This is a genomic window from Lacrimispora sphenoides (assembly GCF_900105215.1).
In the GTDB taxonomy this organism is placed as follows: Bacteria; Bacillota; Clostridia; order Lachnospirales; family Lachnospiraceae; genus Lacrimispora; species Lacrimispora sphenoides_A.
Map to the genome: position 1 here is coordinate 1,421,872 of NZ_FOIP01000001.1, position 22,904 is coordinate 1,444,775.

At 40.8% G+C, this 22,904-nt stretch carries 22 protein-coding genes; 13 read left to right on the forward strand and 9 right to left on the reverse strand.

Features of this window, described 5'->3' with window-relative positions:
* Positions 1–133: 133 nt before the first annotated feature.
* A complete protein-coding gene (dnaA, locus tag BMW45_RS06570) occupies positions 134–1,507 on the reverse strand; it encodes a chromosomal replication initiator protein DnaA (RefSeq protein ID WP_092241507.1) in 1,374 nt (457 codons plus the stop codon).
* 464 nt (positions 1,508–1,971) lie between these two features.
* Here dnaA and BMW45_RS06575 point away from each other — a divergent pair, with 464 nt between their 5' ends.
* Positions 1,972–2,601: an ECF transporter S component gene (locus BMW45_RS06575; RefSeq protein WP_092241509.1), complete on the forward strand. Its 630-nt coding sequence runs from the start codon at positions 1,972–1,974 to the stop codon at positions 2,599–2,601.
* Positions 2,602–2,670: 69 nt separating this feature from the next.
* Here BMW45_RS06575 and BMW45_RS06580 read toward each other — a convergent pair whose 3' ends face one another.
* The 6 genes from BMW45_RS06580 to BMW45_RS06605 form a co-directional block, all read right to left on the reverse strand.
* Complete coding sequence (locus BMW45_RS06580; protein ID WP_092241511.1) at positions 2,671–3,345, reverse strand: MGH1-like glycoside hydrolase domain-containing protein; 675 nt, start codon at positions 3,343–3,345, stop codon at positions 2,671–2,673.
* On the reverse strand, positions 3,326–3,820 hold the full coding sequence (locus BMW45_RS06585) for an extracellular solute-binding protein (protein WP_092241512.1): 495 nt from the start codon (positions 3,818–3,820) through the stop codon (positions 3,326–3,328). Before BMW45_RS06585 ends, BMW45_RS06580 begins: the two co-directional genes overlap by 20 nt.
* 38 nt (positions 3,821–3,858) lie before the next feature.
* Positions 3,859–4,704: a carbohydrate ABC transporter permease gene (locus tag BMW45_RS06590; RefSeq protein ID WP_092241514.1), complete on the reverse strand. Its 846-nt coding sequence runs from the start codon at positions 4,702–4,704 to the stop codon at positions 3,859–3,861.
* 2 nt (positions 4,705–4,706) lie between these two features.
* Positions 4,707–5,657: a carbohydrate ABC transporter permease gene (locus BMW45_RS06595; RefSeq protein WP_242883097.1), complete on the reverse strand. Its 951-nt coding sequence runs from the start codon at positions 5,655–5,657 to the stop codon at positions 4,707–4,709.
* Between the two features lie 180 nt (positions 5,658–5,837).
* The gene (locus BMW45_RS06600) at positions 5,838–6,692 is read right to left on the reverse strand and encodes a helix-turn-helix domain-containing protein (protein WP_092241516.1); all 855 of its coding nucleotides are present in this window, start codon (positions 6,690–6,692) and stop codon (positions 5,838–5,840) included.
* Positions 6,693–6,767: 75 nt separating this feature from the next.
* The gene (locus tag BMW45_RS06605) at positions 6,768–7,646 is read right to left on the reverse strand and encodes a glycoside hydrolase family 43 protein (RefSeq protein WP_092241518.1); all 879 of its coding nucleotides are present in this window, start codon (positions 7,644–7,646) and stop codon (positions 6,768–6,770) included.
* A gap of 357 nt (positions 7,647–8,003) precedes the next feature.
* On the opposite strand from BMW45_RS06605, the gene rpmH reads away from it, so the two are divergent.
* From rpmH to rsmG, 8 genes are all read left to right on the forward strand, one after another.
* Positions 8,004–8,138, forward strand: a complete 135-nt coding sequence (gene rpmH, locus BMW45_RS06610; protein ID WP_013274848.1) for a 50S ribosomal protein L34 — start codon at positions 8,004–8,006, stop codon at positions 8,136–8,138.
* 120 nt (positions 8,139–8,258) lie between these two features.
* Complete coding sequence (rnpA, locus tag BMW45_RS06615; protein WP_025230645.1) at positions 8,259–8,606, forward strand: ribonuclease P protein component; 348 nt, start codon at positions 8,259–8,261, stop codon at positions 8,604–8,606.
* A gap of 4 nt (positions 8,607–8,610) precedes the next feature.
* Positions 8,611–8,826: a membrane protein insertion efficiency factor YidD gene (yidD, locus tag BMW45_RS06620; protein ID WP_092241520.1), complete on the forward strand. Its 216-nt coding sequence runs from the start codon at positions 8,611–8,613 to the stop codon at positions 8,824–8,826.
* Between the two features lie 19 nt (positions 8,827–8,845).
* Positions 8,846–10,126, forward strand: a complete 1,281-nt coding sequence (locus tag BMW45_RS06625) for a YidC/Oxa1 family membrane protein insertase (RefSeq protein ID WP_025230644.1) — start codon at positions 8,846–8,848, stop codon at positions 10,124–10,126.
* Between the two features lie 11 nt (positions 10,127–10,137).
* Complete coding sequence (gene jag, locus BMW45_RS06630) at positions 10,138–10,803, forward strand: RNA-binding cell elongation regulator Jag/EloR (protein ID WP_025230643.1); 666 nt, start codon at positions 10,138–10,140, stop codon at positions 10,801–10,803.
* 82 nt (positions 10,804–10,885) lie between these two features.
* Positions 10,886–12,265 carry a tRNA uridine-5-carboxymethylaminomethyl(34) synthesis GTPase MnmE gene (gene mnmE / locus BMW45_RS06635; RefSeq protein WP_092241522.1) on the forward strand — a complete coding sequence of 460 codons (1,380 nt, stop codon included), beginning with the start codon at positions 10,886–10,888 and terminating at the stop codon, positions 12,263–12,265.
* 99 nt (positions 12,266–12,364) lie between these two features.
* Positions 12,365–14,266 carry a tRNA uridine-5-carboxymethylaminomethyl(34) synthesis enzyme MnmG gene (gene mnmG, locus BMW45_RS06640; protein WP_092241524.1) on the forward strand — a complete coding sequence of 634 codons (1,902 nt, stop codon included), beginning with the start codon at positions 12,365–12,367 and terminating at the stop codon, positions 14,264–14,266.
* Between the two features lie 10 nt (positions 14,267–14,276).
* Positions 14,277–15,008: a 16S rRNA (guanine(527)-N(7))-methyltransferase RsmG gene (gene rsmG, locus BMW45_RS06645; protein ID WP_092241526.1), complete on the forward strand. Its 732-nt coding sequence runs from the start codon at positions 14,277–14,279 to the stop codon at positions 15,006–15,008.
* A 90-nt stretch (positions 15,009–15,098) separates the two neighbouring features.
* On the opposite strand, the gene BMW45_RS06650 is transcribed toward rsmG, so the two are convergent.
* Positions 15,099–16,046, reverse strand: coding sequence for an alpha/beta fold hydrolase (locus BMW45_RS06650; RefSeq protein WP_092241528.1), 948 nt, complete (start codon positions 16,044–16,046; stop codon positions 15,099–15,101).
* A gap of 392 nt (positions 16,047–16,438) precedes the next feature.
* Between BMW45_RS06650 and BMW45_RS06655 the strand changes: the two genes are divergently transcribed.
* The 3 genes from BMW45_RS06655 to BMW45_RS06665 are packed head-to-tail and all read left to right on the forward strand — an operon-like array spanning position 16,439 to position 18,687.
* On the forward strand, positions 16,439–17,209 hold the full coding sequence (locus tag BMW45_RS06655; protein WP_025230638.1) for a ParA family protein: 771 nt from the start codon (positions 16,439–16,441) through the stop codon (positions 17,207–17,209).
* A gap of 2 nt (positions 17,210–17,211) precedes the next feature.
* Entirely contained in the window at positions 17,212–18,156 is a 945-nt protein-coding gene (locus BMW45_RS06660; RefSeq protein WP_092241530.1) for a ParB/RepB/Spo0J family partition protein, read from the forward strand.
* A gap of 24 nt (positions 18,157–18,180) precedes the next feature.
* Positions 18,181–18,687 carry a DUF4446 family protein gene (locus BMW45_RS06665; protein WP_025230636.1) on the forward strand — a complete coding sequence of 169 codons (507 nt, stop codon included), beginning with the start codon at positions 18,181–18,183 and terminating at the stop codon, positions 18,685–18,687.
* 66 nt (positions 18,688–18,753) lie between these two features.
* Here the strand turns inward: BMW45_RS06665 and coaW are convergent, their stop codons facing one another.
* Complete coding sequence (gene coaW, locus BMW45_RS06670; RefSeq protein ID WP_092241532.1) at positions 18,754–19,620, reverse strand: type II pantothenate kinase; 867 nt, start codon at positions 19,618–19,620, stop codon at positions 18,754–18,756.
* Between the two features lie 631 nt (positions 19,621–20,251).
* On the opposite strand from coaW, the gene adhE reads away from it, so the two are divergent.
* A complete protein-coding gene (gene adhE / locus BMW45_RS06675) occupies positions 20,252–22,867 on the forward strand; it encodes a bifunctional acetaldehyde-CoA/alcohol dehydrogenase (RefSeq protein WP_092246241.1) in 2,616 nt (871 codons plus the stop codon).
* The last annotated feature ends 37 nt before the right edge of the window (positions 22,868–22,904 follow it).

Consider the following 22,904-nt stretch of genomic DNA (forward strand, 5'->3'; position numbering starts at 1 on the left):
GATGTTTCCATGTTCATAACAGTGTGAATAACGTCCACATAATCTAAGGAAAACTTTAGGGTTATCCACAATCATATGAGAAACGATTTAAGGCCCTTAATTGTCCACAGGTAATTAACACCTAATACACACCTTATTGTGGACTAATTTTCTTTTTAAGAATTTCAATGGTGTTATTTAAAGTATCGTTTTTGTTTATCTCTGCGTTAATTTTTTCTATCCCATGGATGATGGTAGTATGGTCCCTTCCTCCCAGGTATTTTCCAATCATCTGTAAGGGGGTTCCAACCATGTCGCGGCAGAGGTACATAACAATCTGACGTGGATAAACGATTTCCTTGTTTCTTTTCTGGGAAGAGATATCAAGGGGAGTAATGCCGTAATGATCTGCAACAACCTGTATGACAAGTTCTGGCGTGACTTCCCGCTTGTCGTTGGGGGAGATTATGTCCTTTAATGCTTCTTCCGCCAGTTCTACGGTAATCTCCTTATTATCAAGGCGGGAGAGGGCTACGATTTTTGTCAGGGCGCCTTCCAGTTCCCGGATGTTGGATTTGATGTTGGTTGCTATGTATTTAATGACTTCATTGTCAATGTTATAGCCTTCCATTTCTTCCTTTTTCCTGAGGATGGCCATCCTGGTCTCATAATCAGGGGACTGTATGTCCACGGTTAAGCCCCATTCAAACCGGGAACGGAGCCGTTCCTCCAAGGTTTCGATTTCCTTAGGTGGTTTATCAGAGGAAATGATAATCTGCTTTTTGGCCTCGTATAAGGCGTTGAAGGTATGGAAGAATTCCTCCTGGGTACTTTCTTTACCAATGATAAACTGGATATCATCGATCAGCAGAACATCATTGTTTCTGTATTTCTCACGGAATTCAGTAGGAGAGAAGTTGTTTTTATTACGGATTGCATCGATCAGCTCATTGGTGAATTTCTCACTGGTCACGTAGAGAACCTTTGCAGCCGGATTATTCTTTAAGATAAAATGGCCGATGGAATGCATTAAGTGAGTTTTTCCAAGACCCACGCCTCCATATATGAACAGAGGATTATAAATTTCACCTGGAGATTCTGCAACAGCCAAAGAGGCGGCATGAGCCAGGTTATTGTTGGCACCTACCACAAAGGTATCGAATATGTATTTCGCATTTAAATTTGCGGTTATGATAGCCGACTGGCTGACCTGATTTATGGTATTAGTAATAAGAGTGTTACCCGCAGGGGCGGCGGCCTCTTTCGGAAGTTGATTTTCAACAACAAAATCAACACTGCACTCAAATCCAGTCACTTCTTCTATGGTGATTTTTAGAAGAAACCCGTATTTTTTGCGGATGTATCCCAAGAATTCCACATCCGGTACCGTGACAATGACTTTTTCGCCGTTTACAGAATAAACTTTTAGCGGAAGAAGCCAAGTTTTAAAAGACACGTCCGTAATTTCGTGCTCTTCTTTCAAATTAAATAAGATATCATCCCATTTTTCCTTTAACTTTTCTAACATTGTAAGTCTCCTACATCTATAAAAATGCAAATATGCGCATTTACCCAATCTACAGTTCATTCTATACTATTTTGAAACAATTTTCAATGATAATAGAAAAAAATTGTGGATAAGTGTGTGCAGAGGATGTGTATTGCATGTGAATGATGTGTTGATAATCATCCAGAGAGAAAGTTGTCCACAAAAAAGGTGTATTTGGTAAGTTCTGTTATTCACATCCCGGGAGCGTGGAATTTATATGGGCTGAAAGGACAGGCCTGTGAATAAAACAACAATTATCAAGATAATATCCATAGAGTTTTCCACAAGTTATCCCCATAATGTTGATAAGTTTATGTAAATTAACAAAATGGGCGAAAATTTCCTGACGCGGATTGACGGATAAAAGCTTTCTATAATATAATGCACATGTAACCAGATGCATTGTATCTTTATAAAAGAACAGTAGCACAGGAGGTAAAAAAATGAATATTGAGAACAAAACCCGTAGCCTGGTACTGGCAGCCGTATTTGTTGCCATTATCGTCATCATGGCGTTTACACCCTTTGGGTACATTCCCCTGGGATTTATGAACGCCACGATCATTCACGTTCCGGTCATAATTGGAGCCATTATACTTGGACCAAAATATGGCGGATTCTTGGGAATGGTATTCGGACTGACCAGTCTGTGGAAAAATACCTACATGCCCAATCCTACTTCCTTTGTATTTTCTCCTTTTATTAAAGTAGGAGAGTACGGTGGGAATATAGGCAGCCTGATCATTTGTATGATTCCCAGGATTCTTGTAGGTATCGTGGCCTATTATGTGTTCCGGGCGGTATTAAAAGCTCTGGGCGAGAGAAGCGGAAAGAGGACCATTGCTTTGGCGGCCGCAGGAGTGGCAGGATCATTAACCAATACTTTATTGGTAATGAATCTGATTTACTTATTTTTCGGAAAAGAATATGGACAGGCGGCAAGGGGACTGGCGGAAGGAATCTATTCCGTAATTATTGGAATCATATGTATCAACGGAATTCCGGAGGCTATCGTGGCGGGAATACTTACTGTGGCGGTCTCCCAGGCGTTATTTAAGGCCATGAAAGGATAATCACTGAAAAAACTGAGCCATTGCTCCATGTATTTTGAGGAGCAATGGCTTTTACTATTATTCCGTGACTTATAAAAACGTTTTTATTTGTCTGATATCTGCATGTGCATTCAATCGCCTTAAATCCAATAGATTCCCTTTTATATCTGTAATGATCTTTAAGTCTTTTCCGGCTTCAAAAACTTTTTTTCCGTCAACAATGGCTTCTGACCGGGTACCTGAGTTTTTTATTTTAAATAGATGATTTCCCCATACCTGCTCATAGAGACTTTCGTGTCCTCCTGTAGTTCCCCAGTAAATCTTATCGTGTTCCATGTGAATCCCGTACATACGGGCTGCATACTCCATGACGGAAAGCATGGCAGGGCCATAGGAATCCTGCATTCCTTCTAAGGATTCTAAGGAGGGCTTCCCGGTGAAAGGATCATACTGCTGTACAAAAATGCATGTTTTCCCGATTGCACGAAACAGCTTTTCTCCAAGATATGGGATCAGATGATCATAGCCATAATTCTCAAGAGCACGGATCGCGCGCTGAAACGTGAGCGCTTCTGATTGGCCGCTCCAGTCGTTAGTGGGAATATTACGAAATAGAGGATCATTTACCGCAATGGATGGAAGTGGCATGTAAGTCCAGAATTCTTCTGGATTCAGTAAGTGCCGTGTGATAAAATGGTCGGCCATGTGCTGGGACAGGCTGTTCCAGTGCATGGCTCTTAAATTGTTATGGGTCATAATATTCATGACATTGTGATGCCGGTCCCTGCTCGGCAGTATTGATCAAAAGCTGTTTCCCGAGAAAGTCATTAAGAGGAGTAAGATACTGTATGTAATCCGGATAATTGCCTCCGAATTGGATCAGATCAGGAGCATTATTCCCCTGAAGCTGGGTATCAATGATCTGAAAATGATCGGCAGTACCGCCGTTAGGTTCACCTGTAACTTTGATATCGGGATAGGCGGCCATGAACCGGTCGATCACCTGATTGGTGAGGGAAGCCCGTTCATCGTTGCCCCACCAGCTAAAGCGCAGTTCAGCCGATCCACCGGTATATGGGGGAAGGCCTTTTGTATCTGCCGGCTCACTTTCAGGCTTTTGTGATTCTGCGGCCGCAGCAGTGGTCGCCGCTTCTGTTGTTTGTTGAGCGGCCTTGGAACTGCATCCCCATAAGGAAAGGACTGTGCAGGCAGCTAACAGCAGTTGAATCGATTTTTTCATAAGATTCTCCTTTTCATGTTATTTGATTGGAACGGGCATCAACCCTTAATTCCGGATGTAGCAATGCCCTGAACAAAATATTTTTGAAGGGAAAAGAATAAAATAAAGCTTGGCAGCATGGCCAGAGTGGACATAGCCAGTGCTCCGCCCCAGTTTGATACGGCTCCCGCATCGCCTACAAAGGTTCTTAAGGCACGGGATACTGTGTAGCTTTCCGGAGACGTAAGATAAAGAAGGTGATTGAAAAAATCGTCCCATGTCCAGAGGAAAGTAAAGAGTGCGGTAGTAACCATCGCCGGTCCGGCAAGAGGAATAACGATCCTGAAAAAGATTCCCACCTTTCCGCAGCCGTCAATGATGGCTGCTTCATCCAGATCTTTTGGCAGTCCCCTTATAAACTGAACCAGCAGAAATACAAAAAATGCGTCAGTCGCTAAAAATTTGGGAACAAGAAGCGGCAGGTAAGTTCCTACCCAGCCGAAGGTGTTAAAAAGGATATAACGGGGAACCAATGTAACATGTGCCGGGAGCATAAGAGTTATCATTATGATACCAAACCAGAAGTTTTTTCCGAAAAATTTAAGCCTTCCGAAAGCATAAGCCGCCATCGTACATGAAATTAAATTTGCGGCCACTGCGGTTATGCACAAAAGCATGGAGTTTAAGAAAAAATTTCCGAAAGAAACACCGGCATAGCCCTTCCAGCCGCTGATATAATTTTGAATGGTAATTGCTTTGGGAATCAGACCTGTGTCGCTGAATATCATATTGTTGGGCTTAAAAGAACTGACGACCATCCAGATAACCGGATATAGCATGGTAATTCCCAGTGTAATGATAAAAATATGTGTCAGTATGATGTGAAGTTGTCTTTTTGCTTTCATAATTATTCTCCGTTTCCGTAGGAGACCCAAAGTTTTGACGACCCAAATATGATTGCCGTAAATGAACCGATAATAATAAGAAGTACCCACGCCATTGCACAGGCATAACCCATTTCATGGTAAGTCCATCCTTGCAGATATAAATGAAGTGTATAAAAAAGCGTTGAGTTTAAGACGCCTCCTTTGCCGCCTCCGATGATGTATGCCTGAGTAAATGTCTGGAATGCCGAAATCATCTGCATGACCAGATTAAAAAGTATGACCGGCGTAAGGGAGGGGATTGTTATTGAAAAAAACTGCTGTACTTTGCTGGCACCATCTACACTGGCTGCCTCATAGTAGTCCATGGGAATCTGTTTTAAACCAGCCAGAAAGATGATCATGGATGAGCCGAACTGCCATACCGTAAGCAAGACCAGAGTTCCCAGGGCATATTTGGGATTGGTGATCCATCCAGGAAGATTCGTAAATCCAATGGATGAGAGGATACCGTTTATCAAACCTTCCTTTTCAAAAAGCTTTCTCCACAAAACAGCTATGGCCACTGAACCTCCTAACAGGGTGGGAATGTAATATACGGCACGGTAAAAAGATACGAAACGCAGTTTCTGATTCATCAATACAGCCACCAGTAATGCAAATACCAGCTTTAAAGGAACCGATGTTAATACATAGGTAAATGTTACTGATAATGATTTTAAATAGTATGGATCGACCCTCATAACTTTGCCCGAACCCGCCGTAAAATCAGTGATGCCGAATAATGAACCAAACATTCTTATGTAATTACCGAAACCGATCCACTGGGCCGAATCAGGCTTTGTGAAATCATAATCCGTAAAACTCATACGGAGCGACATGAACATAGGATAAACTGTCAACCCCATAATACCTATAAGCCAGGGAAGCAGGAACATATAAGGAATAAAATTGTCCTGCCAAAATTTTTTCATCTTTTTCAATCCATCTGACCTCCTTTTTTAGGAAAAAATGTTTAAATTATACAATAATTAAATGTTAGATTGGTATTGTATGTATATATTTTATTGTTTTTAAGGAGAAATCTCAATATCTAGAGGTCAAAACGCCAATACATCAAAAAATCCTCCTTATTTTCACTAAATTGACTGGACTTATGTGGTTTTCCTGGATTTTCTGTATTGAAGGGGGGACATTCCTACGTATTTTTTAAAAACGCGATCAAAGTAAGAAAGTCTTTCATAGCCTAATTTTTTAGATATATCCTCAATAGACAGGGAATCGTCTAAGATTAAGTTTCTGGCATGATCGATTTTCTGAAGGTTGATAAATTCATTTACAGTAAAATTGGTGACTTCTTTGAAAATACGGCTTAAATAGCTTTTATCAAGATAAAATATGCCTGCCAGATCTTCCAGACCATAGATCTCAGAATAATGCTCCATGATATAATACATAATTTCCTTTACCTTTACATACCGCATCATTTTGCCGCCCAGGGTATGATATTCATCCTGCCTGGTACCTGCACCGTTTAAAATCATTATGATGATGGAAAAAAGCAGCTCTTTTACTTCCGCTGAAGCATAAGGTTTTTCTGCCTTCAAAATGTTTTCCATCTTACGGAGCTTTTTTTCGATTATCTCCTGTTGTCTGGAATTCATCTGGAGAACGCCGTGAAAATCGCAGAAAAATCCCCTTAAGTCTAATTCCATAGTGTTTCCTGCAGAAATCAACCATGTTTCTTCAATTTCTATTAATATCCGCTCGTGGTATTTTCCGCCGATTACATTGGTAAAAGGAATTCTTTTTTTATCAATAAAAGACAAGGTGCCTTTTGACATTTTGTAGCTTTTATTGTTTGTATAAAAAAAGCGCTCTCCATCCAGGATATAATAAATCTGATATTCATTTTTATAAAATCCAATGGTTTCAGCCAGGTCACAGTCCCTGGATACGTGGCTGATTCCGATGCCATCACATTTACCAGCAAAAATCACTTCTTTCATAGTTCCTCTTTTCTGCCCAAGTTTATAGACAAAGCTTGTTCTGTTTTTTAGGGCGTAAAGGTATGTTGAAGAGTATTACGTTTCTTTAACCCAAAGGGTGTCGCCTGTTTCTTCCAGTTTGTAAAAAACAGGATGCTCTTTTAAATGTTCATTAGGGGTATGCAGGGTAAGATAAAGTTCATCGGATAAGTTCTTAAATATCATTCCGTGACCTCCGTCTTTTTCAAACAGGAGCCGGTCATCCTGAGTCCATTTTCCTGTAATATCACCATTGTCGGAATAAGCGAGGGCCTCCGTATATCCTTCCTTTCCAAAGCTGGACCAGAGAAGTATTAAGCAGCCGCTTCTGGTACGGTAGAGGTACGGGCCATCTGTTACATAATTTATACCTGGTCTTTTTTTGTTTTTTATAGGAAGTACCCAGCTCTTTGCTTCAGAAGCGTGAAAAAGCAATATGGGCTTGGATACTGCCTTCTTTAGATCCTGGCTTAGTTCTACGGCACAGATGGAACCATCCGAAATCTGGACCCATTCATGGACGAAAACCATAAAGGGTTTTCCTTCCGGGTTTACATAGAGCGTTCCGTCAATGCATTCCCAGTCTTTTGGTGTGATTTGTTTTTCACTGTGTGGGATAAATGGTCCTAAGGGATGATCTGCTTTCAAAATTGCAGTTCCTCCATGGGATTGACTGTCTTTAAAGGTTGCGAACATATAATAGGAACCATTGTATTTATGGACCTCAGGAGCCCAGCAATTTAAATCGGCCCAAAAGTCTTCCGGCTTATGGAATACTTCGTAGGGTCCATTCCAGTTTTCTAAATCTTCGCTGATGTAACAGTCAAATCCTGTGGCAGATGTCCAGCATGTTAAAGCCCTTGTCCCATACATGTAATATTTCCCCTCATCTATCAGTATAAAGGGGTCCCTGATATTGATTTTTTCAAGATTCATTGGCTAACCATCCTTTCAAAAGAGTATTTTTATCCATATCTATCCATTTATCTGATAGAAATAAATTCCAATTTTATTATACGGTATAACAGGATTGATTAGTAGATTGAAATCGGACATTATCGGATTTTCCAGGTATATGGGCAGGAGTGTCCGATAAGCATCAGATCCGGTATCTGGAATGTCGCAAAAAAACGCCTGGGCAGTGTCGGTTTTAAAAGAAAAAATACATTTTTCCCTTGACTAACCATCTTTTGTTCTATATAATTGAAACGATGTTTAATTAAGATAGTCTCAATATGTTTCATCATATTGCCTATGATAAACTATTGTAACAAGAGGAGGTGTCCGTAGATTATGAAGATGACGTTTCAGCCAAAGAAGAGACAGAGATCCAAAGTTCATGGTTTCAGAGCCAGAATGAGCACTCCAGGCGGAAGAAAAGTTTTAGCAGCCAGAAGAGCAAAAGGAAGAGCAAAATTATCAGCTTAATGGACCAGGCCGCAAGTAATTGTGGCCTTTTCTTTTCTCAAATTCCCGGGAAACAGGAAAATACCTTTCAGGTATACCTTTTTGTCCAAAAAGCGTGGACAGGAGATAGGAAAAAGTTTCATGAAACATTTTAATTCAATTAAGAAAAGCCGGGATTTTCAAGAAGTTTATCAAACCGGAAGATCCCTAGCCAACAGACTTCTTGTAATGTATGTTAGAAAAACGGACAGGCCTGAGACCAGAATCGGCATATCCGTAAGCAGGAAGGTAGGAAACAGTGTTGTAAGGCATCGTATAACCAGATTAATCAGAGAGAGTTTCAGGCTTCATGAGGAAATGGTAGAGGCAGGATTAGACATCGTAGTCGTTGTAAGAGCAGCGGCAAAGGAAGAAAATTACAAAACAATCGAAAGTGCATATCTGCACTTGTGCGGACTTCATAACATTTTAAAAAAAGAATCGAAGTGATCTTATGATTAAGAAAATCATGATTTTGTTGATCAGAGGGTACCAGAAATTTCTTTCTCCTCTGAAAATAAGAACTCACTGCATTTACACGCCTACGTGTTCTCAATACGCCATTGAGGCGCTTACAAAGTATGGTGTGTTAAAAGGTACATTTTTGGCTTGCAAAAGGATACTTCGGTGTAATCCATTTGCAAAAGGCGGTTATGATCCAGTTCCGTAACAGATGAGGAGGTAGTTCATTGGAATTCTTAGTATTGACTAAGGTAGGAGGCATCTTGGGGCCGTTTGCGACCGTTCTGGGTATTATCATGGATTGGCTGTTTAAGCTGACCAGTACGTTTGGAATCCAGAATATTGGTTTGTGTATTATTTTATTTACGCTTGTAACAAAACTTCTTATGTTTCCGCTGACCTTAAAGCAGCAGAAATCTTCAAAACTTATGAGTGTTATGCAGCCGGAAATTTCGGCAGTTCAGGCAAAGTATAAAGGAAAGACCGACCAGGAATCCATGAGAAGGCAGAACGTGGAAGTTCAGGCGGTTTATGAAAAATATGGAACTTCCATGACAGGTGGCTGTGTGCAGCTTGTTATCCAGATGCCGATTCTTTTCGCCCTGTATCAGGTTATTTATCATATTCCTGCCTATGTACAGAGCGTTAAAACGGTATTTGAAAATGTAGTGACTGCTGTAAATTCCCTTGGGGTGGATCATGTAGGGATGCTGACACAGTTTGCTACAGACAATAAAATCAATGTATCAAGAATTGGAAGCCTTACAACCAGCAATGGGATGGTGGATTTCTTATATCAGTTAAATCCCAGCCAATGGAATTCTTTGCAGGAATTATTTCCTACCATTAAGGATACCATTGCTGCCAATGCAGCCCAGATTTCCCATATGAATTCCTTCCTGGGAATCAATCTTTCATCTACGCCATCCAGCGTGCTGTTTCCTCCAGGAGGCGGCTTCCATTTCAGTCTTGCTATTCTCATTCCAATTTTAGCCGGTCTCAGCCAGTGGTTCAGTGCCAAGCTGATGACAGTAAACCAGCCACAAAATGGAAATGATGAGGGCAATGCCATGGCTCAGTCCATGAAGAGCATGAATACGGTCATGCCGCTTATGTCTGTGTTTTTCTGCTTCACCTTTGCATCCGGTATTGGTATTTACTGGATTGCTTCCAGCGTGTTCCAGATCATCCAGCAGGTTGCGGTAAACCGCCATTTAAACTCTATTGATATGGATGAGATGATAAAGAGGAATATTGAGAAGGCTAATAAAAAGCGTGCAAAGAAGGGACTTCCTCCTCAGCACGTTGCCCAGAATGCTACCGCCAATTTAAAAAATCTCCAGGCTACCAATGATAAAGTGGAAGCTGAGAGTAATGCTAAGGCCGAGAGGACCAAGGAGCAGGTTAAGGCTTCCAGCGACTATTATAACAGCGGAACTTCAAATCCGGGCAGCATTGCATCAAAGGCGAGGATGGTCGAGAAGTACAACGAAAAGCACAGTAAATAGGAGGGTGACCTATGGATATGATTACAGTTTCAGCAAAAACCGTTGATGAAGCGATTACAAAGGCATTAATCGAATTAGGAACAACCAGTGATAAACTGGAGTACGAGATTGTTGATAAGGGCAGTAATGGTATTCTGGGAATTATCGGTTTTAAGCCGGCTGTCATCCGTGCAAAAAAGAAAGAAACCATGGAAGATAAGGCTATGACCTTTCTTTCCGATATGTTCGGTGCTATGAATTTAGGTGTCCATATGGAAGCTTCTTATCTTGAAAAAGAAAAAGAACTTTCCATTAACATGTCGGGAGATGACATGGGAATTTTAATAGGCAAAAGAGGACAGACCCTTGATTCCCTGCAATATCTGGTTAGCCTTGTTATTAATAAGGAAAACGAAGATTACATCAGGGTAAAACTTGATACGGAAAATTACAGGGAGCGGAGAAAGGAAACTCTGGAGACTCTTGCAAAAAATATCGCTTACAAAGTGAAGCGGACAAGACGTTCAGTTTCTTTAGAACCGATGAATCCTTATGAAAGAAGGATTATCCATTCCGCACTTCAAAATGACAAGTTTGTTGTTACCAGAAGTGAGGGAGAGGATCCATTCAGACATGTTGTTATTTCCTTAAAGAAGGATTATTCCAAAAGAGAACGGAATCAGGAAAAAGAGAGATAGATAAATAACTATGAGGGGTTGGGGCTGTCGGAAGGCACCCTCACCCCTTTTCTCACGCAGGAAGTTATTTAGGTGATTGAATATGAAAATGAATACAATAGCGGCTATCGCCACGGCCATGTCCAGTTCCGGTATCGGGATTATCAGGATCAGCGGCGAAGAGTCATTTCAGATTATAGATAGGATTTTTAAGGGAAAAGGAAAAAGCGGGAAAAAGCTTTCAGAGGAGCCGTCACATACCATTCACTACGGTTATATCTTTGATGGGGATGAGGTTATCGATGAAGTTCTGGTTCTGATTATGAGGGGGCCAAGAAGCTTTACGGCAGAGGATACGGTTGAGATTGACTGCCATGGAGGAGTTCTTGTAACAAAGAGAATTTTAGAAACCGTGTTAAAGTACGGTGCCATACCTGCGGAGCCGGGGGAATTTACCAAGAGGGCATTTTTAAATGGCAGAGTGGATCTATCTCAGGCAGAGGCTGTTATTGATGTGATCAATGCGAAAAACAATTATGCTTTAAAGTCTTCTGTCAGTCAGTTAGAGGGATCTGTTTCTAAGAAAATAAAGGATATGAGAGATAAAATTATTTATCATATCGCTTTTATTGAATCAGCTCTTGATGATCCGGAGCACATTTCTCTGGATGGGTACCAGGAACGTCTTTTGCAGGCAATTATGCCATTAAAAGAGGAACTGAATCTTCTTATTAAGTCCTCCGATAATGGAAGGGTTCTGTCAGAAGGTATTGAGACAGTAATTTTAGGAAAGCCCAATGCAGGAAAATCTTCTCTTTTAAATGTTTTGGTGGGAGAAGAGCGGGCAATTGTTACGGATATTGCAGGAACTACCAGAGATACCTTAAAGGAGCAGATCAGGCTGGAGGACTTAAGCCTTAATATTATTGATACGGCAGGAATCCGGAATACGGAGGATGTGGTTGAAAAGATTGGTGTTGAGAAGGCAAGAAGTGCGGCCCAGGAAGCAGATCTGATCATTTATGTGGTGGATGGGTCCTGTCCTCTTGATGAAAATGATGAAGAGATTTTAGAGTTCATAGAAGACAGGAAGGCAGTAGTTCTTTTAAATAAGACGGATCTCATTCCTGTTGTTACAGAGGATATGCTTATAAAGAGAACCGGTCATCGGGTAATTCCCATTTCCGCAAAGGAACGTCTTGGGATCGGGAATCTGGAAGATGAGATAAAGGCAATGTTCTATCAGGGTGAGATTGATTTTAATGATCAGGTTTATATTACGAATGTAAGGCATAAGAATGCACTTTTGGAGTCGCTTAAGAGTCTTTCTATGGTGGAACGGAGTGTCAAAGAGGAAATGCCGGAGGACTTTTATTCCATTGATTTAATGGATGCTTATGAACAGTTGGGAACCATCCTGGGAGAGTCGGTGGGGGATGATCTGGTTCAGGAGATATTCCGTAAGTTCTGTATGGGTAAGTAAAAAGATTTGCAGGGAATGTCTGTTACGTTCCTGTAGCGGGCCCTGTAAGTATTCCATTAAATACAGAAGGTGTGGTAATAGATACGAAAGGAGAATGAAATGCAGCATTTAGAAGAGTCTTATGATGTCGTCATAGTCGGTGCAGGACATGCCGGCTGTGAGGCGGCCCTTGCCTGTGCAAGACTGGGTCTAGAGACAATTATGTTTACAGTCAGCGTAGACAGCATTGCGCTGATGCCCTGTAACCCTAATATCGGCGGAAGCTCCAAAGGCCATCTGGTAAGGGAGCTTGATGCCTTAGGCGGTGAAATGGGTAAAAATATTGATAAAACGTTTATACAATCCAAAATGTTAAACCAGTCAAAAGGACCGGCAGTCCATTCCTTAAGGGCCCAGGCAGACAAACAGGAGTATTCCAGATCCATGAGAATGACCTTGGAGAATACGGATCATTTGACCATAAGGCAGGCGGAGGTTTCTGAAATAATTGTAGAGGATGGAACCCTAACAGGAGTCAAGACCTTTTCCGGGGCAGTATACCGCTGTAAGGCGGCCATACTTGCTACGGGAACCTATTTAAAGGCAAGGTGCATCTATGGCGATGTAAGCGAGTATACAGGTCCTAACGGCCTTAAGGCAGCCAATCATCTGACGGATTCCCTAAAGGAGCATGGAATCGAGATGCTGCGTTTTAAGACGGGTACTCCTGCCAGAGTGGACAAGAAAAGCATTGATTTTTCCAGGATGGAAGAGCAGCTGGGAGATGAGAAAGTGGTGCCCTTTTCCTTTTCTACCGATAGGGAAACGTTACAGAAGGAACAGATATCCTGTTGGCTTACTTATACCAATGAAAAGACCCATGAGATCATTCGGGAAAATTTAGACCGTTCTCCCTTATATTCAGGAGCCATTGAAGGCACTGGGCCAAGGTATTGCCCATCCATTGAGGATAAGGTTGTAAAATTTCCGGATAAGGACCGCCATCAGGTCTTTGTAGAGCCGGAGGGCCTTTATACCAATGAAATGTACTTAGGCGGCATGTCGAGTTCTCTGCCTGAGGATGTTCAGTATGCCATGTACCGGACAGTTCCTGGGTTAGAGAAGGTGAAAATCGTCAGAAATGCCTATGCCATCGAATATGACTGCATCAATTCCATACAGCTTAAATCAACCTTGGAAACTTTGCCAATCAACGGATTGTATTGCGGCGGACAGTTTAACGGAAGCTCCGGATATGAGGAAGCGGCAGTCCAGGGATTTATGGCCGGTGTAAATGCAGCTATGAAAATACTGGGGAGAGAGCAGATCGTGCTGGATCGTTCCCAGGCTTATATCGGCGTTTTAATCGACGATCTTGTTACAAAAGAAAATCATGAGCCGTACCGTATGATGACATCAAGGGCGGAATACAGGCTGTTGCTGCGTCAGGACAATGCGGATATCCGTCTAATGGGAATCGGTCATGATATAGGGTTAATCAGTGATGAACAGTATGAGAGGCTGCTTTTAAAGGAACGGCTGATTGAGGAAGAGATCAAGCGTTTGGAGACCACTAATATAGGAGCATCCAAAGAAGTGCAGGAATTTCTGGAAGAAAACGGAAGTACTCCTTTAAAAACCGGCACAACCCTGGCTGAGTTGGTGAGAAGACCTGAGCTTGATTATGTTATGTTAACTAAAATAGATAAGAACAGGACTGCTCTTTCAGAAGATGTGATTGAACAGGTCAATATAAATATTAAATACGATGGATATATCCGCAGACAGAGACAGCAGGTAATTCAATATAAAAAGCTGGAGAATAAAAAGCTGGATGTGGAATTTGATTATTCTACGGTTAAGGGTCTTCGAAGAGAGGCCATCCAGAAACTAAATCTATATAAGCCAATGTCCATTGGACAGGCATCCAGAATATCCGGCGTGTCTCCGGCAGATATATCTGTTTTGCTTGTCTTTCTGGAACAGCTTCGTTATCAGAAGAGCCTGGAAAAGAAAGAATGAGGAATTATATATGACAGGAGCATTTGAAGAGAGTCTCCGGAAAGAATTGAATTTATTATCTATTGAATTAAATGAAAATCAAATAAATCAATTTTATGATTATTTTCAATTATTAGTAGAATGGAATAAATTCATGAATTTAACTGCAATTACAGAAATGGATGAAGTGATTACAAAGCACTTTGTGGACAGTTTATCCCTGATAAAAGCAGTCGAGGAGATTGGAGCAAAGGATTATAGGATCATTGATGTGGGAACGGGAGCGGGATTTCCGGGAATACCCTTAAAGATCGCATTTCCTGAATTAAGGATAACATTAATGGATTCCTTGAATAAAAGGATAAATTATTTAAATGAAGTGATCAGCCGTTTAGGGCTTGATAAAATAGGAGCCATCCATGGGAGAGCGGAAGACCTGGGAAGAGATCCTCTTCATAGGGAGCAGTATGATCTTTGTGTTTCCAGAGCAGTTGCTAATCTTAGCACATTATCTGAGTACTGCATGCCTTTTGCAAAAGTTGGAGGTTATTTTATTCCATATAAGTCCGGAAAGATTGAAGAAGAGTTGGGAGCGGCAAAACATGCCATATTTTTATTAGGCGGAAGTGTAAAAGAAGTAAAGACCTTTTTATTGCCTGGAACAGATGCTGAGCGATCATTGGTTAAGATAGCCAAGAATAATGGCACCTCTAAAAAGTATCCAAGAAAAGCGGGTTTACCTTCAAAGGAACCGTTAAAATAAAATGTTTCACGTGAAACATCCATGAGTTATTAATTCTGCATTGGTGCAGTGGATGTTTCACGTGAAACATTATTCTTTTTATTCTAATAATTAAACAAAGAACATTTGAATGGCACGATACAGTTCAGAAGGATTTTCTAATTGAGGAAGGTACTTGGAGTTACTAACCAGTGAACTTTCAATTGCCGGATTATATATCTGATATTCCCGAATCATCTCGTTAATATTTTCCATTTCACATCCCCCTATGATATAGATGCTATTATTGATTTTCTTTAAGGCATTTACAATATTGCACTTGGTATAATTACATCTTACACTGGCATATAAGGATTTGGGAGAATCACCCAGATGAGCTGATTCATAATAAGCATCAACCAGTGAGGTATTAACCGAATAAGGATTGCAAAAATTATTGGAAAATTCCTCCATAATTGCCTGCTTACTGGTAGCAATGTGATAGAGCAGTGTCCCCAATATAGGCAAGTCCAAAATAAATTTATAAACTCTTCCATGCTTGTTTGGAATCTGGCTGCATGTCAGTATGGAATCTGGATTAATCAGCATGATCTGATTAAATAATTCCGGGGACTGATTACAGGCCATAACAGCAAGCGGCGAAGAGGAGCCTGATGCTATGACATTGGTACGATGTCCAATTTCTGATTTGATAAAGTCCGAGATCAACTGAACATAAAGATAATTGGTATAAGTCAGATCCGGTTTTTCAGAGCGTCCACATCCCAGAAGGTCTAAGGTATATACTGTATACTCTTCCTTTAAATGATTTACCATCTGATTCCATTCGTATCCGCTGGAACAAGCCGTTAAATCATGAATGAGTAAGAGCGGCTTTCCTGTTCCGGTTTTTGTATAGTGAATGTTGCCAAAGCGCCATTTATAACAAAGGGATTTTGAATCAGATAATATGTTTTTGGAGGTGGCGGAATATTTAATACATTTATTAATGACAGCAGTGGTGACAGCTGTACTGGCTGATAGAATGAGCAGGGTCAATAGTTTGTTCTTTGTTTTCATACTTTACCTCCTGAAATAGGTTAATCTTTTCTTATTATAATATAATCAATATGGACTTACAACGTCTAACATATTAATTTATTCTTAAAACTTGGAAAAACCTAGCAAATATATGATATTAACCTGGTAAAATGTTTCACGTGAAACATTTTTTATAAATTATAGATTTTTTTTACAGGAAACCATAGGAAAAAAAAATAAAGTATGCTATACTCTACATTGAACTGCAATTTCCAAATGTTGTAACAGGAAAAGGTTGAAAAAAGAACATCTTTCAACCTTTCATTTATGAATAATGTGCCCTGCTATACCGGGCACTGTGCACCTTTTTTTTGGGTGTCAAATGGATAAACAGACATATCCGATCGGTTCATTAGGAGGCAAAATTAAAAATGGGAAGAATCATTGCGATAGCAAACCAGAAGGGCGGAGTTGGCAAAACGACTACCGCGATCAATTTATCTGCTTGTCTGGCGGAATCAAGACAGCGGGTATTGGCTGTGGATTTTGATCCACAGGGAAACGAGACCAGCGGACTGGGAATCGAAAAAAGTTCCATTGAGCGAACGGTATACGATCTGCTGGTAGGAGAGTGTGAAATTGAAGAGTGTTTGATCACCAATGTTCAGGAAAACCTGGATTTGCTTCCTTCTAATGTGGATTTAGCAGGAGCAGAGATCGAACTATTGGAAATTGAGAACAAGGAAACACTCCTCAAAACATATCTTGAAAAAATCAAGAATCACTATGATTTTATTATCATAGATTGTCCTCCGTCATTGAATCTATTGACAATTAATGCCTTAACAGCTGCAAACACCGTATTGGTACCAATTCAATGTGAATATTACGCATTAGAGGGCTTGAGCCAGGTGCTGAAAACCGTTAATCTAGTAAAAAAGAAACTGAATCCTGCTCTTGAGATGGAAGGTGTGGTTTTTACCATGTATGATGCTAGGACAAATCTATCTCTGGAGGTTGTTGAGAGCGTTAAAAATAATTTAAACCAGAATATCTATAAAACCATTATACCCAGAAATGTCAGACTGGCAGAGGCTCCCAGCCATGGAATGCCAATTAATTTATATGATTCCAGATCAGCGGGAGCGGAGAGCTACCGGTTGCTGGCGGCAGAAGTAATAAGCAGAGGAGAAGAGATATAATTATGGCAAAGAGAACGGGGTTAGGAAAAGGTCTTGGAGCAATTTTCGGAGATGAAGTAATGGAATCTGCGGCAGAGGAACAGGAAAAGAAAAACCATCCAAAACCGGAGCAGACAAACGCAAAAGCAGAAAAAAATAAAGAGGAACCAGAAGTCGGAAAAGAGATGTTCCTCAAATTATCCTCCATTGAACCAAACCATAATCAGCCTAGAATGGAGTTTCGGGAGGAATCCCTCATGGAATTGGCGGAATCCATGAAAGAATATGGTGTATTACAGCCGCTTTTAGTACAGAAAAAAGGGGATTTCTATGAAATCATCGCCGGTGAACGCAGATGGAGGGCAGCAAAACTGGCAGGTTTGAAAGAAGTACCTGTGGTAATCCGGGAATATACGAAGCAGCAATCAATGGAAATTGCGTTGATTGAAAATGTTCAGAGAGAAGATTTAAATCCTATTGAAGAAGCTAAGGCTTATCAAAAGTTAATGCAGGAATTTGGATTAAAGCAGGAAGAGATCGCAGCGCGGGTGGCTAAAAACAGAGTAACAATAACCAACAGCATGCGTTTATTAAAGCTGGAGAAAAAAGTCCAGGATATGCTTATTCAAAATCAGATCACGGGAGGACATGCCAGGGCGCTTTTGGCTGTTGATGATCCGGAATTGCAATTTCAGATTGCGGGAAGGATCGTTGCTGAAAATCTCAGCGTCCGTGAGGTGGAAAAACTTGTAAAATCCTTATCAAAGAAAAAAGAACCAAAAGAAAAAAAGGAAGAAGATGAGAGCATTTTCCTGATTTTCAGAGAACTGGAAGACCGGATGAAAACTGCTATGGGAACCAAGGTAAGCATCAACCGGAAAGACAGTAATAAAGGAAGAGTGGAAATAGAGTACTATTCTGAGGCAGAATTGGAAAGAATAGTAGAGTTGATAGAATCCATAAGATAACATCATGGAAGCGAGGACGAAAGAATGGACAACAGTATATTGAATCAGTTGCCGGTTGACCCTGCTTTTTTAATCATTGGATTAGCTGTAATTACCATGATATTACTGATCGTTGTAATCATATGTCTGGTTCAGATGAGAAAGCTGTATCGCAGATACGACTATTTTATGAGGGGGAAGGATGCAGAAACTCTGGAAGAGATTATTATGGAGCAGATGGAAGATATTGCGGAATTAAAAGCAGAAGACCGGTCCAATAAAGATTCTCTTCGAAATACCAATAAGAATTACAGAAGTGCTCTCCAGAAATTCGGGCTTGTAAAATACAATGCGTTTAAAGGGATGGGCGGAAACTTAAGTTTTGCAATGGCAATCCTCGATTATACAAATTCCGGTTTTGTTTTGAATTCTGTTCATAGCCGGGAAGGGTGCTATGTTTACATCAAGGAAGTGGAAAGAGGAGAAACAGATGTTTTGCTTGGAAGCGAAGAAAAGGATGCTTTGGAGCAGGCATTGGGATATCATTCATAAAAAACCAGGTACGGCAAAAGCTGTACCTGGTTTTTTATAATGAAAAATCTTTGGTTTACAATAATTCTATAAAGGCTTATTATCGGAAGGATGTAAAATCTGCCTCATTTCCATATGGCGTTCCTCTGTAAGGGCTGCTCCTATTGCAGTACCGTATTCTGCCTGATCCGGTATAATAAAATGAACCTGGAACATCGTTTCAAGAGATTGAAAGACGCCTTTGCACTGAGGGAATTTTGCAAGATTCCCGGTCATGACAAAATTGTTGATGTTGCTGTTTAAGGAAGATAAAATAGCAGATTTACCAATCACCTGAAGCACCATATTAATGATTCCTGCAGCGATATCCTCGTCGGAAACAAGATTGCGTACCTTGCCGAAGTTAGAGGCTGTGGCAGAAAGAGGAAGGCCCGGAAGGGGCTTTTTTGAGATATCCTGTATCTGCAAGTCAATGTTGCTTATATTTCCCCTGCTTGCAAGCTCCATGATCTGGGAGATATCCTGGGTTTTTAAAAGGAGGCTTGAAAGGCCGAGGATGGTTCCGCCTCCAATGCCGATTCCTCCGGTATGGACAATCTTATCTCCGTTTACCTGGACAAGAGAGGTTCCTGTTCCCATGCTCACGACGATTAAGTCATTTAACCCTGTAAAGTATTGTCCTCCAAGACCATTGCAGGTGAACTCGTCTACCTTATAAGTAGGAATTCCATATAAAGGCTGGTCTACGTATGCGCTGCCAACCCCTGTGATCATAATCTTTTCAATTTCATTCAACTGGATGTTGTTTTCATAGATGAATTTTCCAAGAGCTCCAAACAGAGATGCAATTGGGTTATCAGCTTTAACAAAAGTAGGAATTTTTAATTTATTATCTTGAAATCCTACAATTTTAGTGGTACTTCCTCCAAGATCAATTCCAATTGTAATTTTCATAATTTTTAAATCCTCATATTCTTATATATAAAAAATATAACCGTACCTATGAAAAATGTATTTAAGGTAACATAATTATATTTCCCCGCAGAAAACCTTGCGGTTCAAGGCTTACTATATCATACATGATGCGCATTGCCAAGTTTTTAAATCCGTCCAAAGTCCGTATTTCGTTCTTTTTTCTTAGAATAAACCGGGAAATAGATGCTCAGAATATAACTTATCAGAAATCACTTTTCAGATTTCTGATAAAAGGCAGTATTTTACTGCCGTCCATCCGATTGCAAATTCTTTTTTGTTTTCACAATATAAATTATCTGAGCTTGCAGCGTAAGGGGAGATAAAAGGACTGCTTTTTAACCGTTCATCTGATTATCAGGAGTGTTTTTTGCTTATGACAGTATGTTTTATAAGAAAAAGAGCAGAGCGCTCAGAAGAGTTATCATGTTAAAGTCAAAATATAAGATTTGAATAAAAAATAGCTTGAACCTTGTATTTTTTTGTAAAATATAACATTGACAAAAAAATAACAATGACATATAATGAAGTTACGGTAGATCGTTAAAAAAATATCGATATAAAAATATCTATATAACTATTTAACCTATTTAAAAATTGGAGGAAAATCATGATGGCAAAGAAAGAAGAACAGGTAAGAATTCCTGATATCATTGATAGTGTAGATGCCCTGATTGCAAAGATGGAAGCCATGAGAGAGGCTCAGAGAGTATTTGCTTCCTTCACCCAGGAACAGGTGGATAAGATCTTTTATGAAGCAGCAAGTGCTGCCAATAAGTTAAGAATTCCTCTGGCAAAAATGGCTGTAGAAGAAACCGGCATGGGTGTTGTGGAAGATAAGGTCATTAAGAACAACTATGCTGCAGAATATATTTATAACACTTATAAGGACACCAAGACCTGCGGTGTGATCGAAGAAGATAAGGCATTTGGCATTAAGAAAATTGCAGAGCCTATTGGTCTGATTGCGGCAGTTATCCCTACCACAAACCCAACTTCAACTGCTATCTTTAAGACACTGATCAGCTTAAAGACCAGAAATGCTATCATGATTTCCCCTCATCCCCGTGCAAAGAATTCTACCATTGCGGCTGCAAAGGTGGTTCTTGATGCCGCTGTCAAAGCCGGCGCACCGGAAGGGATCATCGGATGGATCGACGTTCCTTCTCTGGAACTGACCAATGAGGTCATGAGAAGCGCAGATATCATTCTGGCAACCGGCGGCCCAGGAATGGTGAAGGCTGCATATTCTTCCGGAAAACCAGCCCTTGGCGTTGGTGCAGGCAATACCCCTGTAATCATTGATGATACGGCGGATATTAAGATGGCAGTCAGCTCCATCATTCATTCCAAGACCTTTGATAATGGTATGATCTGTGCTTCTGAGCAGTCTGTAACAGTACTTGAACCTATTTATGATGCGGTTAAAAAAGAGTTTGCTGCAAGAGGATGCTATTTCCTGAAGGAAGACGAACTGAATAAGGTTCGTAAGACCATTATTATCAACGGAGCCTTAAATGCAAAGATCGTAGGCCAGAAAGCCCACACCATTGCAAAGCTTGCAGGCGTGGAAGTTCCTGAATCCGCAAAGATCCTGATCGGTGAAGTTGAAAGCGTTAATATTGAAGAAGAATTCGCACATGAGAAGCTGTCACCGGTTCTGGCTATGTATAAGGCTAAGACCTTTGATGAAGCCATTGAGAAGGCAGAACAGCTGGTTGCTGACGGCGGTTACGGACATACCTCTTCTCTCTATATAAATGTAAATGAAAAAGAGAAAATGGAAAAGCATGCAGCGGCTATGAAGACCTGCCGTATCCTGGTGAATACTCCATCTTCTCACGGCGGAATCGGCGATATTTACAACTTCAAGCTTCAGCCATCCCTGACTCTGGGCTGTGGTTCCTGGGGCGGAAACTCTGTTTCTGAAAACGTTGGGGTTAAGCATTTGCTGAATATTAAGACCGTTGCTGAGAGGAGAGAGAACATGCTGTGGTTCAGAAATCCGGAAAAGGTTTACTTTAAAAAGGGTTGTATGCCTGTCGCACTTAGCGAATTAAAGGATGTATATAACAAAAAGAGAGCATTTATAGTAACAGACTCCTTCCTTTACATGAACGGTTATACCAAACCGATTACAGATAAATTAGATGAAATGGGCATTGTTTACTCCGTATTCTCCGATGTCCAGCCAGACCCGACCCTTGCAAATGCCCAGGCAGGAGCAGCAGCTATGAAGGCATTCCAGCCAGATACCATTATCGCCTTAGGTGGTGGTTCCGCCATGGACGCAGCCAAGATCATGTGGGTAATGTATGAGCATCCTGAGGTAGATTTCCAGGATATGGCCATGCGCTTTATGGATATCCGCAAGAGAGTCTACACATTCCCTAAAATGGGTGAAAAGGCTTACTTTGTAGCGATCCCAACTTCTTCCGGTACTGGTTCTGAGGTAACCTCTTTCGCGGTTATCACGGATCAGGAAACAGGGGTGAAATATCCGCTTGCAGACTATGAATTAATGCCGAATATGGCTATCGTTGATGCAGACAACATGATGAGTCAGCCTAAGGGCCTTACAAGTGCTTCTGGTATTGACGTTATGACTCATGCATTGGAGGCTTATGCTTCCATAATGGCTTCTGATTATACCGATGGTCTTGCACTTAAGTCAATGAAAAATGTATTTAACTATCTGCCTATCGCATACAACGACGGAACTAACGTAGAGGCAAGATGTAAGATGGCAGATGCTTCCTGCATGGCCGGTATGGCATTTAATAATGCATTCTTAGGTGTATGCCATTCCATGGCTCATAAATTAGGTGCTTATCATCACCTTCCACACGGTGTGGCAAATGCCTTGCTGATCACCTTGGTTATGGATTTCAATGCTTGTGAAGTTCCGACGAAAATGGGAACCTTCCCACAGTATGAGTATCCTCATACCCTTGCAAGATATGCAGAGTGTGCACGTTTCTGTGGTATCGAAGGTAAGGATGATGCAGATCTGCTTAAGAAATTCATTGCTAAGATTGAAGAATTAAAGAAGGCAGTGGGAATCAAGGCAACCATTAAGGAATATGGAATCGATGAGAAACACTTCCTGAATACTCTGGATGAAATGGTTGAGAATGCATTTGATGACCAGTGTACAGGTGCAAATCCGAGATATCCTCTTATGAGTGAGATCAAAGAAATGTATTTAAAAGCTTACTATGGTAAATAAGTTTAAATAAGTGGCAAAAGGCCGTACCCGAAATTCG